The sequence below is a fragment of the Pseudomonas sp. NPDC089741 genome (assembly GCF_044748825.1).
In the GTDB taxonomy this organism is placed as follows: domain Bacteria; phylum Pseudomonadota; class Gammaproteobacteria; order Pseudomonadales; family Pseudomonadaceae; genus Aquipseudomonas; species Aquipseudomonas helmanticensis.
Genome location: NZ_JBIVGT010000008.1, coordinates 205,539 through 218,650 on the forward strand (window position 1 = coordinate 205,539; position 13,112 = coordinate 218,650).

The 13,112-nt window shown below is 58.8% G+C and carries 14 protein-coding genes; 7 read left to right on the plus strand and 7 right to left on the minus strand.

Annotated elements, in window-relative coordinates; genetic code table 11:
- Positions 1-31: 31 nt before the first annotated feature.
- The 3 genes from ACIPZE_RS11770 to ACIPZE_RS11780 all read right to left on the minus strand — a co-directional run bounded on the left by ACIPZE_RS11770 (position 32) and on the right by ACIPZE_RS11780 (position 3,147).
- Positions 32-388, minus strand: coding sequence for a hypothetical protein (locus ACIPZE_RS11770; protein WP_283438728.1), 357 nt, complete (start codon positions 386-388; stop codon positions 32-34).
- A gap of 151 nt (positions 389-539) precedes the next feature.
- Positions 540-2,393 (minus strand): DUF4105 domain-containing protein, encoded by a 1,854-nt coding sequence (locus ACIPZE_RS11775; protein ID WP_283438727.1) that lies wholly within the window; start codon positions 2,391-2,393, stop codon positions 540-542.
- Between the two features lie 265 nt (positions 2,394-2,658).
- Positions 2,659-3,147, minus strand: a complete 489-nt coding sequence (locus tag ACIPZE_RS11780; protein WP_007909797.1) for a DUF3015 domain-containing protein — start codon at positions 3,145-3,147, stop codon at positions 2,659-2,661.
- Positions 3,148-3,448: 301 nt separating this feature from the next.
- Here ACIPZE_RS11780 and ACIPZE_RS11785 point away from each other — a divergent pair, with 301 nt between their 5' ends.
- Positions 3,449-5,887: a Lon protease family protein gene (locus tag ACIPZE_RS11785; protein WP_400772962.1), complete on the plus strand. Its 2,439-nt coding sequence runs from the start codon at positions 3,449-3,451 to the stop codon at positions 5,885-5,887.
- Positions 5,888-6,196: 309 nt separating this feature from the next.
- Positions 6,197-6,514: a hypothetical protein gene (locus ACIPZE_RS11790; protein ID WP_064392388.1), complete on the plus strand. Its 318-nt coding sequence runs from the start codon at positions 6,197-6,199 to the stop codon at positions 6,512-6,514.
- Between the two features lie 50 nt (positions 6,515-6,564).
- Here ACIPZE_RS11790 and ACIPZE_RS11795 read toward each other — a convergent pair whose 3' ends face one another.
- On the minus strand, positions 6,565-8,394 hold the full coding sequence (locus ACIPZE_RS11795; protein ID WP_400772963.1) for a hypothetical protein: 1,830 nt from the start codon (positions 8,392-8,394) through the stop codon (positions 6,565-6,567).
- A gap of 160 nt (positions 8,395-8,554) precedes the next feature.
- Between ACIPZE_RS11795 and ACIPZE_RS11800 the strand changes: the two genes are divergently transcribed.
- The 3 genes from ACIPZE_RS11800 (at position 8,555) to ACIPZE_RS11810 (ending at position 10,225) form a co-directional block, all read left to right on the plus strand.
- Positions 8,555-9,043, plus strand: a complete 489-nt coding sequence (locus ACIPZE_RS11800; protein WP_129395586.1) for a TIGR00645 family protein — start codon at positions 8,555-8,557, stop codon at positions 9,041-9,043.
- Between the two features lie 136 nt (positions 9,044-9,179).
- Positions 9,180-9,485: a DUF6482 family protein gene (locus ACIPZE_RS11805; protein ID WP_400772964.1), complete on the plus strand. Its 306-nt coding sequence runs from the start codon at positions 9,180-9,182 to the stop codon at positions 9,483-9,485.
- 122 nt (positions 9,486-9,607) lie between these two features.
- Positions 9,608-10,225, plus strand: coding sequence for an FKBP-type peptidyl-prolyl cis-trans isomerase (locus ACIPZE_RS11810; protein ID WP_400772966.1), 618 nt, complete (start codon positions 9,608-9,610; stop codon positions 10,223-10,225).
- Between the two features lie 132 nt (positions 10,226-10,357).
- On the opposite strand, the gene ACIPZE_RS11815 is transcribed toward ACIPZE_RS11810, so the two are convergent.
- The 3 genes from ACIPZE_RS11815 to ACIPZE_RS11825 form a co-directional block, all read right to left on the minus strand.
- A complete protein-coding gene (locus ACIPZE_RS11815; protein WP_034153845.1) occupies positions 10,358-10,615 on the minus strand; it encodes a hypothetical protein in 258 nt (85 codons plus the stop codon).
- 208 nt (positions 10,616-10,823) lie between these two features.
- Positions 10,824-11,165 (minus strand): zinc ribbon domain-containing protein YjdM, encoded by a 342-nt coding sequence (locus tag ACIPZE_RS11820; protein WP_129395583.1) that lies wholly within the window; start codon positions 11,163-11,165, stop codon positions 10,824-10,826.
- Positions 11,166-11,309: 144 nt separating this feature from the next.
- On the minus strand, positions 11,310-12,278 hold the full coding sequence (locus tag ACIPZE_RS11825) for a polyprenyl synthetase family protein (protein WP_129395582.1): 969 nt from the start codon (positions 12,276-12,278) through the stop codon (positions 11,310-11,312).
- A gap of 377 nt (positions 12,279-12,655) precedes the next feature.
- Here ACIPZE_RS11825 and rplU point away from each other — a divergent pair, with 377 nt between their 5' ends.
- Together rplU and ACIPZE_RS11835 are read left to right on the plus strand one after the other, a co-directional pair.
- Positions 12,656-12,970 (plus strand): 50S ribosomal protein L21, encoded by a 315-nt coding sequence (gene rplU / locus ACIPZE_RS11830; RefSeq protein ID WP_003176051.1) that lies wholly within the window; start codon positions 12,656-12,658, stop codon positions 12,968-12,970.
- 34 nt (positions 12,971-13,004) lie between these two features.
- On the plus strand, positions 13,005-13,112 hold a 108-nt coding region (locus tag ACIPZE_RS11835), incomplete at its 3' end, for a 50S ribosomal protein L27 (protein WP_400772975.1).

A 13,112-nucleotide genomic window follows, 5' to 3' on the forward strand; every position in this document is an offset into this window, starting at 1 on the left:
CATTTGGTTTCACTGGATGTCTGCAAGCGACCTATGGCGAGCGATAAGCCCGCCCGGCGTCCTGATCTTTCTGTTGCTGCCAGGCGCGCTCGCGTTCGTCCCAGTGTTCGTTGCGATAGTCGTCGCGATCCTTGTTTTCGAGCATCGCCTGACACTGGCGAAAGCCGTCGGTCCAGCCTTCGGCGTATTGCTTGTCCTTGATATAACGCGGCACGTTCTTGCGGAACTCGCCGCTGATTGCCCCGGCGGCCTGACGACCGCTGACGCAACCATCATCGAAACCGTCGGCGAACGCCGGTGGATAACCTTTGGCGATCAAGTCTTCGTGAGTCGACTGGCAACCGCCCAGCAACAACAAAACACCCAGCAATCCCGCACACCGCCACATCGCACTCTCCCGCGCCGGTTCTCGGCTTATGGGGAAAGTCTAGAAGGGGATTCGTTGGTGGGGTGTGAAAGAAAGATCAAAAGATCGCAGCCTGCGGCAGCTCCTGCATGAGCGCGCGATCCCTGTAGGAGCTGCCGCAGGCTGCGATCTTTTAATAGTGATACCACTTCACTTCGAGCATGACTTCCGTTTCCGGCGTGGCGATGTGGCTGAACTCGCGTTGTGCACTCAGGCGCAGGCCAAGATTGCGCGACAATTCCCACTGCTGATTCAGGCTCAGGCTACGGCGCACTTCGCCGTTGAAGAAATAATCACCCTTGGCTTCCAGGCTGAGATTGCCCAGCGGGTTTTTCCACAGCACCCCGGTATTGAAGCCGCCGGCCGGGGACACAAACGCGGCGAAGTCATTGTTGTGCTCGACCCGCACCGTGCCGAGGGCAAAACCCAGCACATCGTCGCCCAACGCCCACGTACCACCGCCGCCACCGTTGACGTGGCTGACCAGTGTTTCGTCATCATGCTTGCCCGGTACCCGCTCCAGGCCACCGGTGACCTGCCATGACAACGGCTGCAGCAGCTCATTGCGCGGTGTCAGCGAACGAATCGTCGCCAGGTCCAGTTGCTGGAACTGCCAGTGATTGCCTTCGTACTGACGCAATTTCATCTGCAGGATTTCGATCTGCGCGCCGAGCGGGAAGCTTTCGGCGTTGTCGTTGAGATCGTGATAAGCCATGCGCAAACCATACTCACCGAACGCACGATCGCCACGGGTGCCGAGTCCGGCCTGCCAGGTGCGTGATTCGTGGCCATCTTCGGGCAGGCCCGGTTGCGGAATTGCCAGCTCGGGTGCCGGGTTCTTGTTGATCGCCCGCAACAGTTCGAAACTGCGCTGCGCCCGCTGCGGATCACGCTCCTGACCATTGGCGCGGTAGCGCTCCAGACGATACGCAGCGTCGATGATCAACGCCTGGCGATCGCGCGGCAGGGCTTTGAACGCCGGGTCCTGCAATTGCTGTTGATCGGCGCTGACTTTCAGCACCCATTGTTGTTCTTCATCGCTGAGCGGCTCGGCGCGGCTGAGCAGCTCACGCTCGCGGGACGGGCGGTATTCGATACTTTCCACCAGCCCGGCTTCTTTCACTGCTTTGACGGTGTCGGTGGGAATCGCGGTCAGCGGGAATTGTTCGGTCAGGCGCAGGCTCGGCCGAGCCACTTGCAGCAACTCGAGCAAACGGTAAGAGCAGTTTTCATCAAAGAAGAAATAGTCGAACTGGATCTGCTTCAGCTCCCACACATGTTCGACCATGCGTGCGGTTTCTTCCTGGGTCAGATTGAGTCGGTATTCCCAAAGGTCGCGGTTTTCCAGGCTGCGGTACTCAGAGAGTTTCTCTTGGTACGGCACCAGTGCGAACAGGCCGGGATAGCCGCCCATCAAGCCTTTCCAGGCGTAAAGAATGCTGTTGTCGGAACCTTCGATGTAGGCGCCGAAGTTGATTGCGTAACTGAGCAGCGAAGTCTTGTCGGCCTGCACGTCGGCCTGATCGATGCGCAGCAGGGTGTGGCCGAACATCGATGACGGGCTGTTCAAATAAGCTGCCGGGAAGATCATCACCGCGCTGTGCGGCGAGACGTCCTTGAACCACTTTTTGTACTCGGCGCACTCGGGTGTCGGCAGATCGCTGAGCTTGAGCTGCGCTTTCAGCCAGCGGGTGCGTGCAGGATAAACGCACTGTGCATGTTGCTCGCCAAGACTGGCCGGGGCGTACAGCGCTTGCACGGTGGCTGCCAGTTCATGGTCGGGATGTTCATTGCCATCGGGGGCGAGAAAGAATTTCTTGTCGCTGACATAGCTGCGCCAGCCGCCGAGCTTGGCGGTTTCGTAGTGACCGAGGGACATCCAGAAGCGGTCGTTGGCCAGTTGCTGCAAACGTTGAGGGTCGATATGTGGCGCGGCGGACAGCGGGGCGCAGACACAGAGCGCCAGCCAGGCAAGGCGTTTGAGCATAAGTGGCAACTTAAGTCGAAAGAAAATAAAACCCGAATCGGGGGTCAACACTCCACCCTGTGGCGACGGGATTTATCCCCGTTGGGCTGCGAAGCGGCCCCAAAACCTGTATCCCCAATGCATCAGATACTCCGTATGCACAGGTTCACGACTGCTTCGCAGCCGAACGGGGATAAATCCCCTCGCCACAAGGTTCTGCGTCACGATGGACTGACGGTATTCAAAACAAAACCCGCTTCCCGAAGGAAGCGGGCAGGGGTCGAGCTTAAGCCTGAGTAGCGTACTTGGCCAGACGAGGATCCGATTTCAGTACGGCCAGGGTGTTGGTATGCACGTCTTCAGCGGTCACGTCAGCCTTGCTGAAGATTTGCTGGAAGTGCTCGTGAGTCACAGCAGCGAAATGCGCGCGATCTTCCGGCGCCACGCCCAGTACCACGGCATAAGTCGTCAGCGCTTCGCCGTTGCCTTTGGCCATGTCTTCGGACAGCTCGTTCATCATGCCATTCATGGCAAACCAGGATTTGCCGCCGTAGGTCAGCGACGCGTTGGTCGAGCAACCGTTGGTGCCGGAAGTCATACCAAACGTAGCGTTACCGGAAGTGCCGTTGGTGGTGGAAGCGAGGAAGTGCGCCGGGGTGCCACGCTGACCTTCGAACAGCATGTTGCCCCAACCGCAATCCGGGCCGCCTGGAGCTTGCGCCATTGCGTTGATGGATACAGCGGTGAAGAGAGTACCGAGAAGAATCCGTTTCATAGCTTTGTTCTCTTTATGTGCATACCAATGGACAGGGTTCTGGCCCCCCAAGCTCTGTACGAGACAGACCCAAACGAAGCCAGTGGGCCGGTATTAGTTCCAGCCGCGCAGTTTGGAGTTTAGGCACGTTCCCGGGGTTCCGTGATTTTTTACAAAAGATTCGCTCATGACCCCGGTTTCCGGGGGCCTGCTGCGTAGCGGGGCGGTTGTCTATGCTTTGTCACATGGCGCGCCTTGCCAGTGGGGCATGGGCAGCGCCAGAATGCCGCTATCTGCCCCGCCTGATTGTTAAGGAAGCCCGATGCCTGATCCTGTTGCTGCCAGCTTGCGTCTCGCGCCCGAAGCGCTGACCCGTCCGTTTTCCGCTGAACAGTTCAGCTTCACTACCACCAATGATCTGGAGCCCTTTCGCGGTGTGCTCGGCCAGGAACGCGCGGTCGAAGCCTTGCAGTTCGGTGTGGCGATGCCACGCCCCGGTTACAACGTCTTCGTCATGGGCGAGCCCGGCACCGGCCGCTTCTCGTTCGTCAAACGCTACCTGAAGGCCGAAGGCAAACGCCTGCAGACCCCGGCGGACTGGGTCTACGTCAACAATTTCGATGAACCGCGCGAGCCGCGTGCGCTGGAACTGCCTTCGGGCACGGCCACCTCGTTCACGGCTGACATCAACGGCTTGATCGACAACCTGCTGGCGACGTTTCCGGCGGTGTTCGAGCATCCGTCCTACCAGCAGAAGAAAAGCGCCATCGACCGCGCCTTCAACCAGCGCTACGACAAGGCCCTCGACATCATCGAACGCCTGGCGCTGGAAAAAGACGTCGCCCTGTACCGCGACAGCAGCAACATTGCCTTCACGCCGATGCTCGATGGCAAGGCGCTGGACGAAGCCGAATTCGCCCAACTGCCGGAAGCCGATCGTGAGCGTTTCCACGAGGACATCTCCGGTCTCGAAGAGCGCTTGAACGAAGAACTCGCCAGCCTGCCGCAGTGGAAGCGCGAATCGAACAATCAGCTGCGTGCGCTCAACGAAGAAACCATTACGCTGGCCCTGCAGCCGCTGCTGTCGCCGTTATCCGAGAAGTACGCGGAAAACGCTGCGGTCTGCGGTTATCTGCAAGCGATGCAGGTGTACCTGCTGAAAACCGTGGTCGAGCAACTGGTCGACGACAGCAAGACCGACGCTGTCGCGCGCAAACTGCTCGAAGAGCAATACGCGCCAAGCCTGGTCGTCGGTCATCCGGCCAGCGGTGGTGCGCCGGTGGTGTTCGAACCGCACCCGACTTACGAAAACCTCTTCGGCCGTATCGAATACACCACCGATCAGGGCGCGCTCTACACCACTTATCGTCAGTTGCGTCCGGGCGCCTTGCACCGCGCCAACGGCGGTTTCCTGATTCTTGAAGCGGAAAAAATGCTCAGCGAGCCGTTCGTGTGGGATGCGCTCAAGCGCGCCCTGCAATCGCGCAAGCTGAAAATGGAATCGCCGCTGGGCGAGATGGGCCGTTTCGCCACTGTAACGCTCAACCCGCAGCACATTCCGTTGCAGGTCAAAGTCATCATCATCGGTGCGCGGCAGCTGTATTACACGCTGCAAGACCTCGATCCGGACTTCCAGGAAATGTTCCGCGTGCTGGTCGACTTCGACGAAGACATCCCGATGGTCGACGAGAGTCTCGAGCAGTTCGCCCAATTGCTGAAAACCCGTACCTCGGAAGAAGGCATGGCACCGCTGACCGCCGATGCGGTGGCGCGTCTGGCCACTTACAGTGCACGACTGGCCGAGCATCAGGGACGTCTGTCGGCGCGTATCGGCGATCTGTTCCAGTTGGTCAGCGAAGCGGACTTCATCCGGCATCTGGCCGGCGATGAAAGAACCGACGCCGGGCACATTGAACGTGCATTGAAAGCCAAAGCCACCCGCACCGGGCGTGTCTCGGCGCGGATTCTCGACGACATGCTCGCCGGGATCATCCTGATCGATACCGATGGCGCCGCAGTCGGCAAGTGCAACGGCCTGACCGTGCTCGAAGTCGGCGACTCGGCGTTCGGTGTGCCGGCGCGGATTTCCGCCACGGTGTACCCGGGCGGCAGCGGTATCGTCGACATCGAGCGTGAGGTCAACCTCGGCCAGCCGATCCACTCCAAAGGCGTGATGATCCTCACCGGGTATCTGGGCAGCCGTTACGCTCAGGAATTCCCGCTGGCGATTTCCGCGAGCATTGCGCTGGAGCAATCCTACGGTTACGTCGATGGCGACAGTGCGTCGCTGGGTGAGGCGTGCACGCTGATTTCGGCGCTGTCGAAAACGCCATTGAAGCAGTGCTTTGCGATCACCGGTTCGATCAACCAGTTCGGCGAAGTGCAGGCGGTGGGCGGGGTCAACGAGAAGATCGAAGGCTTCTTCCGTCTCTGCGAGGCGCGCGGACTGACCGGTGAGCAGGGCGCGATCATTCCGCAGGCCAACGTTGCCACGTTGATGCTGGATGAGAAGGTCCTGGCGGCGGTGCGTGCCGGGCAGTTCCACGTTTACGCGGTGCGTCAGGCTGATGAGGCGTTGAGCTTGCTGGTTGGCGAGCCGGCGGGTGAGCCGAATGCCGACGGTGAATTCCCGGAAGGCAGCATCAACGCGCGGGTAGTGGAGCGCTTGCGCGACATCGCCGAGATGATCAGCGAGGAAGACCTCAAGGAAGCGGAAAAGGAACTGGCCCAGGAGGCTCTGGCCGAAGCCAAACCGGCCTAAGCCTGGCGCGGTCAAACTGTAGGAGTGAGCCTGCTCGCGATAGCGGAGAGTCAGTCGGCGAATGAGTTGCCTGACACACCGCCATCGCGAGCAGGCTCACTCCTACATTTGCTTTGTGGTGATCTTCTGGAAATTCGTCACTACTCTGACGTCAAACTTCACACAATGACCATTCGGCGCCTGCTGGTTCTATCTGGCTTGCGCAGCGGACTTTTCTTCTATTCTCAGCTCAAGGATATCGACAGTATCACTGGATCGAGCCAGTCCTCCCGTGGGGGCTGAATACCGGCTTCACCGAGGGTCGCCGCCATGTCGCGCAACCTCTGTCTCACCCGTCAGTGCCTGGGTCTGGTGACCCGAATCGAATGCGCCATCAAGCCGTTGGCCGGCGATAACGGCATGTGGACGCTGCTCTTCGCGGCCGGCATGGCCGGCGAACAACCTTCCGCGATCAAAGCCCAGGGCCCGTTTCACGGACCGATCGCCGCCGAGTCGATTCTCGACACCATCGTTGAAAGTCTGACCCTGCACGGCTACGAACTGGCCGATGATCCGCAGATCTGGAGCCTGCACCTGCAAGCCCAACTGCGGCAGATCAACGGTGGCCGCAGCCGCAGCCTCAATTAACACCTACCCTGTAGGAGCTGCCGCAGGCTGCGATCTGTTGATCTTGTTTTTTACGGCGCCGAGTTGCCCGCCTGCGCCTTGTCGAGTTTGACCTCAAAGCCGTATTGCACGGTGGCGAGGTCGGTCCGCTGATAGGTTTCCACGTGTGTCGGATGGCCGTAGAAATAGTGCACGCCGAACAGTGCCGGGCCTTCTGCCTTCGCATCGTGGCTGACCGAAAGAATCTGCTTCAGGTAATTGCCGCTGTCGTCCTTGACGAAGAAACGCCATTCGTTGGCCGGAAACAATTTCAGATCCACCACCAGTGTGTTGTTCTTGATCTCCAGGCCTTTGGGCAGGGATTTGGCGTCGTATGCTTGCTGGGCCACAGTGGCGAGAAACAGCGGCATCGAACCGACCGCGATCGCCGGGGTTTCCGGAAACAGATTCAAATCGTAGGTAATCGTCGCTTGCAGCGGATCGACCTGATACGCCTCGGGCGGTAATTCGATCGGCTCGTCGAGTTTGCCGTTGTGTTTTTCCGTGAAGAACGTCACCGGGCTTTCACCGGGGCTGAAGTCGTCGCCGAGCAACTCATCGTTGAACGTGCGGCGATGGGAAAACTCGATACGGGCAGCGCTCGGGTCTTCGACCGATTGATGAATACGGATCCCGGCTTTCAGCTGTTCTTCCGTCAGGCTCGCGCCTTTGAGCCAGCTCGCGGCCTGGTCGTCGTAAACCACCACCGGCAGATCCAGCGGCTGTATGGCTTTTTCCGTGGTGTGCTGGCTGAACGCGCGGATCGGCAGATCCAGCGCCTTGCGGGTCACCGTGGCAGACGAGAAATCCAGCACGCTGACTTCCAGAGTCTCGATCGGGCCATTGAAGTAGACCTTGTTGTAGCGTCGCGGGTGTTGTTGTTCGAAAGTTTGCTGATCGTTGGTCAGCTGTGTTTCCAGGCTATCGCTCCAGCTCTTCTGCTGTTGCAGGTGCGCCAGTTGTTTTTCGTAGAAGGCCACTTGCTCCGGGCTCTCGTTGATCGAGCCGGCGCGCACCAGGTATTGCCCGGTGTCGTCGTGCGCCTGCACGATCAGTGGATTGAGCGGGGTGCCAACGACTTGCGCGGCGAGGGGCAGGCTGTTGCTGACCTCGACTTCGGCGTAGTTCTTTTCAAGCTTGAGCAGTTTGACGCTGAGATTGTCGTTGGTGCGGGTCTGGCCGAGGTCTTTCTTCGTCAGATCGAAAGTGTACAGGCGACGCGGTGCGATGACTTCGACCTGGCCTTGCAGGCTCACCGGTTGCGGCTGGGTCTTCTTGTCGACATCCAGGCCCTCGATGAACGGGTACGTCACAGTCAGGTCATCGGGGTTGGTGACGTTGGAACTGGACGGGCTGAGCTGAATGCCGGGATCGGTTTCCGACCATTCCGGCTGCCAGGCAATCACGCGTTTGTTGCTCAGGGTCACCGATTGCCATTCCACGCCATGCGGGAACAGGAAGCCGCCGGGGGTGTTGAGAATGAACGGGAATACCGGTTGCAGATCGGTGAGGTAGTCGGAGCTGGCGTCCTTGTGCAGGACGAACAGGCCGTTGATAAAGGTGTCGACCAGCGCCTGCGGGGTAGGGTAGTGCTTGAGTACGCCAAGGGCGTCTTCGCCGTACTCGATACGCATTGGAATGCCGTCGAGTTTCTGCTGTGCACGTTCGAGCAGCAGCAGCGAGCCGCCGAGTTCGCTGACGGCGTCCTTGAGCTTCGGATCGGTAATGGCGTCGAGCGACTGTTCAAACTGTGCGGTCTTTTCTTCAAGGCTCAGCGCGTGCTTCTCTTCACCCGGCGAGCAACCGCCGAGCAGCAGGGCGAAGCAAATTCCGGCGGTCGTTAACGGCAATCGCACATCCATTTCCACACGTCCTGTCCACTGTCGCTGGGCTGTCAATGGTTTGGACACTAGCAGAAAAAAAATGACACACACACGCAGGTGACGGATTTGCGGGCGGTTTCTGGCTGTCATCGGTGGCTGGTATACTCGCCGCCATTTCCAGCCCCCTGTGTGAGATTCAATGGAACGCTTTATCGAAAACGCAATGTACGCCTCGCGCTGGCTGCTGGCGCCGATCTATATCGGGCTGTCCCTCGGGCTGCTGGCGCTGGCACTGAAATTTTTCCAGGAAGTTTTTCACATCCTGCCCAACGTCTTCTCGATGGCCGAGTCGGAACTGATTCTGGTGCTGCTGTCGCTGATCGATATGGCGCTGGTCGGCGGCCTGCTGGTCATGGTGATGATTTCCGGCTACGAGAACTTCGTCTCTGAACTGAACATCGATGAAGGCAAGGAAAAGCTCAGCTGGCTGGGCACCATGGACTCTTCATCGCTGAAGATGAAAGTCGCCGCCTCGATCGTGGCGATTTCCTCGATTCACTTGCTGCGCATCTTCATGGACGCCAAGAACGTCGATCCCGAGCATCTGATGTGGTACGTGATCATCCACATGACTTTCGTGATCTCGGCATTTGCCATGGGTTACCTGGACAAGCTCACCAAGCACTGATCAACCTCTGATCACGGCAATGAACACCGCCCGTCTGTTGTGAAACAGACGGGCGGTGTCGTTTGTGGCTTGTGCTTTGGGGCGCGCGGGCATATCCCTGTAGACGTCCTGATTCGCCACCGCGTGAGGTGCGCTGATGAACCTGCAAGAGTTGAATGCGTTTGCCATTGCCAGGAAGGTCGATGAGCTGAACCTGATCTCCATGGAGGGCGGGATTTATCTGCTCGAAGCGCGCATGCATGGCGCCGCGTATCCATTGAGTGATCCCAAGGGCAACATGCTGACGCTGCGTTCGGTGGAGCATGCGCGGGATTTGCTGCACAACTTTCCGGTGCTGCCCTTCAATCTCGTACACACCTCGGTACACGATGAAATGTGCGGCCTCGGTGCCAGCAGCGAGGAAAGCCTGAAAGTGCCGCTGGCCTGGCGTTCGGCCCTATAGGCCTTGCGCGCCATCGCCGGAACATCTGTGCTAGTCTGCTCGCCCTTTTGGTTCCGGGCGCGCCGGGACGCGCTGTGCACGCACGGCAAGTCTTGTGGCCGTCCGCACAGCGGAGCAGTGTCATGTCCGAAGTAAATCTGTCCACCGACGAAACCCGCGTCAGCTACGGCATCGGCCGTCAGCTGGGTGATCAGCTGCGCGACAACCCGCCACCTGGCGTTAACCTGGACGCGATCCTGGCGGGTCTGACCGACGCTTTCGCCGGTAAGGAAAGCCGTGTTGGCCAGGAAGAGATGTCCGCCAGCTTCAAGGTTATCCGCGAAATCATGCAAGCCGAAGCAGCTGCCAAAGCTGAAGCCGCTGCTGGCGAAGGCCTGGCCTTCCTGGCTGAAAACGCCAAGCGTGATGGCATCACCACTCTGGCTTCCGGCCTGCAGTTCGAAGTGCTGACTCAGGGTGAAGGTGCTAAGCCGACCCGTGAAGATCAAGTGCGTACTCACTACCACGGCACACTGATCGACGGCACTGTGTTCGACAGCTCCTACGAGCGCGGCCAGCCTGCAGAATTCCCGGTTGGCGGCGTGATCGCTGGCTGGACCGAAGCCCTGCAACTGATGAATGCCGGCAGCAAATGGCGTCTGTACGTGCCGAGCGAACTGGCTTACGGCGAACAAGGCGTTGGCAGCATCCCGCCGCACAGCGTTCTGGTATTCGACGTCGAGCTGCTGGACGTTCTGTAATCCCGGGCCTGCCTTGATGGCGGGCTAATGTGGGAGCGGGCTTGCTCGCGAAGGCGGTGTGACAGACAACCTATATGTTGGATGTTGATCAGTCTTCGCGAGCAGGCTCACTCCTACAGTTTTTACCGGGTTTCATAATTCGATCTTGTGATGCAGCTCACTGGTCGGGCGCAAGGCCCGGGCATAGCAGAACAGGAACAGATTGCGCACCAGCTCCTTGAGCACCAACGGTTCGCTGGAATTCAGGCTGCTGACGTCCAGATCCCCTTGATCCTGCAGTTCATGCAAGGCTTCCTCTTCAAGCACCGCACAGACTTCACCGGTCTCCCGATGGAGGATTCTGAGGTAAGGGTGTGGGCGATCCAGCCAGGCGTCGATCAGATAAGTCATGGTTCTCATCTCCATTGAAGGTGTTTGATGAGAATAATTCTTATTATCCAAATAGCAAGCGCCTATTGGCAGATTGTGAATTTTTCCGGGTAAAGATTGCGTAAGGTCAAAACGGCTGGCGTTTGGCTATTGCACGGTTTTATCGGGTTGAAACGGGGGGAGGGTGAAGCGCCATCCCACGGCTGGCGCGGGATGGATCACAGCATAATCAGACTTTTCTGACGAACTCGGATTTCAGTTTCATCGGGCCGATGCCGTCGATCTTGCAGTCGATGTCGTGGTCGCCATCGCACAGGCGGATGTTCTTGACCTTGGTGCCGACCTTGACCACCAGCGAGGTGCCCTTGACCTTGAGATCCTTGATCACGGTGATGGTGTCGCCGTCCTGCAGGACATTACCGACCGAATCTTTCTTCACGGCATCATCGGATGCCACTTCGGCTTCGCCACTGGCGGACCACTCGTGGGCGCACTCAGGGCACACCAGTTGGGTGCCGTCTTCGTAGGTGAATTCGGAATTGCATTTCGGGCAGGGTGGCAACGTGCTCACTAAGGCTCCTTGGGTAGGGATCGCTAAAAGTCGCACATTATATAGGGTTTATCTGTTCGTGGCGCCAAAAGCAAAAAAACGCAGCCCGACAGCCCGTGTAGGAGCTGCCGAAGGCTGCGATCTCTTGATCTTGCTTCAGCGATTTCAGTGCGTACGCGCGACCGCAAACTCGCTCAGTTCAACCAGCGCATCCCGGTATTCGCTGGCCGGCAGCGCCTCAAGGCACTTGATCGCACGGGCCACGTAATCACGCGCCAGTTGTGCGGTGTACTCCAGCGAACCAGAGGCTTCCACGGCAATGCGAATGCTCTCGAGATCTTCGATCCCGCCTTTCTGGATCGCCTGACGCACCAGCGCAGCCTGTTCCGGCGTGCCTTCGCGCATGGTGTAGATCAGCGGCAGGGTCGGCTTGCCTTCGGCCAGATCGTCACCGACGTTCTTGCCCAGGGTTTCCGCGTCGCCCTTGTAGTCGAGCAGGTCGTCTACCAACTGGAACGCCACGCCGAGGTGATCACCAAAGGTGCGCAGCGCTTCAGACTGTTCAGGCGTTGCTTCGCACAGGGCCGCGGCGCTGTGGGTCGACGCTTCGAAGAGCATTGCGGTCTTGCCGCGGATGACTTCCATGTAGGTTTCTTCGGTGGTGCTGGCGTCACGTACCTTGGACAGCTGCAACACTTCGCCTTCGGCGATGATGCGCGTGGCCTGGGACAGGATCTTCATCACCGGCATCGAACCCAGTTCGACCATCATTTCGAATGAGCGCGAATAGAGGAAGTCGCCGACCAGCACGCTTGGCGCGTTGCCCCACATGGCATTGGCGGTCGAGCGGCCACGGCGCATGCCGGACATGTCGACGACATCGTCATGCAGCAGGGTTGCGGTGTGCAGGAATTCGATGGTGGCGGCGAGCAGGCGCAGATCGTCGCCTTCACGGCCCAGTGCCTTGCCACACAGCAACACTAATAAAGGACGCAGGCGTTTGCCGCCGGCCGACGTGATGTAATCGCCGATTTTCGATACCAGCGGCACTCGGGAAGTCAGCTGCTTCTTGATGATGCCGTCGACGGCGCTAAAATCGTCCGCCACCGCGCGGTAGAAAGCTTGGGGTTGCATCAGCGAGAGTCGCTCCAGAAGGGTTGCGCGGCATGCTAGGACCCCAGTCCAGACCTGTCAAGGCGCGGTCGGGCACTGTGAAAGCTGCTGCGCTCGGTAATCCTGCGTCAAAAACAGGCTCGGAATGCTCATTTACAAACCGTAAACTCCGCTTCCTCGCCTGTTTTTTCCTTGTCTTCCCTTCGCTCGCGACGCTTTCACAGCGCCTGAAGGCTACTTGCGTGACGGTCGCGCCTTGCGTACAATCGCGCACCCTGAACTTCCTGGGCAGCACCTGCCTTACGCAATTGCAACAGGCCTTCCAGCCCAATGCAGCCATGCCAGCCAATACCTCTTCTTATAAAGAGCTGGGTGAGCAGGATTATCGGAGAAATACCATGTCTTATGCAGTAATCGTTACTGGCGGCAAGCAGTACAAAGTCGCCCCAGGTGAATACCTGAAGATCGAAAAACTGGAAATCGCTACCGGCGAATCCGTTACCTTTGATCGCGTTCTGTTGGTTGCCAATGGCGACGACGTGAACATCGGCGCTCCAGTTGTTGCTGGCGCTACCGTTGTGGCTGAAGTGATCTCCCAAGGTCGTCACGATAAAGTCCGCATCATCAAGTTCCGTCGTCGTAAGCACCACATGAAGCGTATGGGCCACCGCCAGTGGTACACCGAGATCAAAATCACCGGTATTCAGGCTTAATTTCAGCCTAATTCCTCACTAGGAGAATTGACTCATGGCACACAAAAAAGCTGGTGGTAGTACCCGTAACGGTCGCGAGTCAGACGCCAAACGCCTTGGCGTGAAGATGTCTGGGGGGGCGAAAATCCTTGCGGGCTCCTGC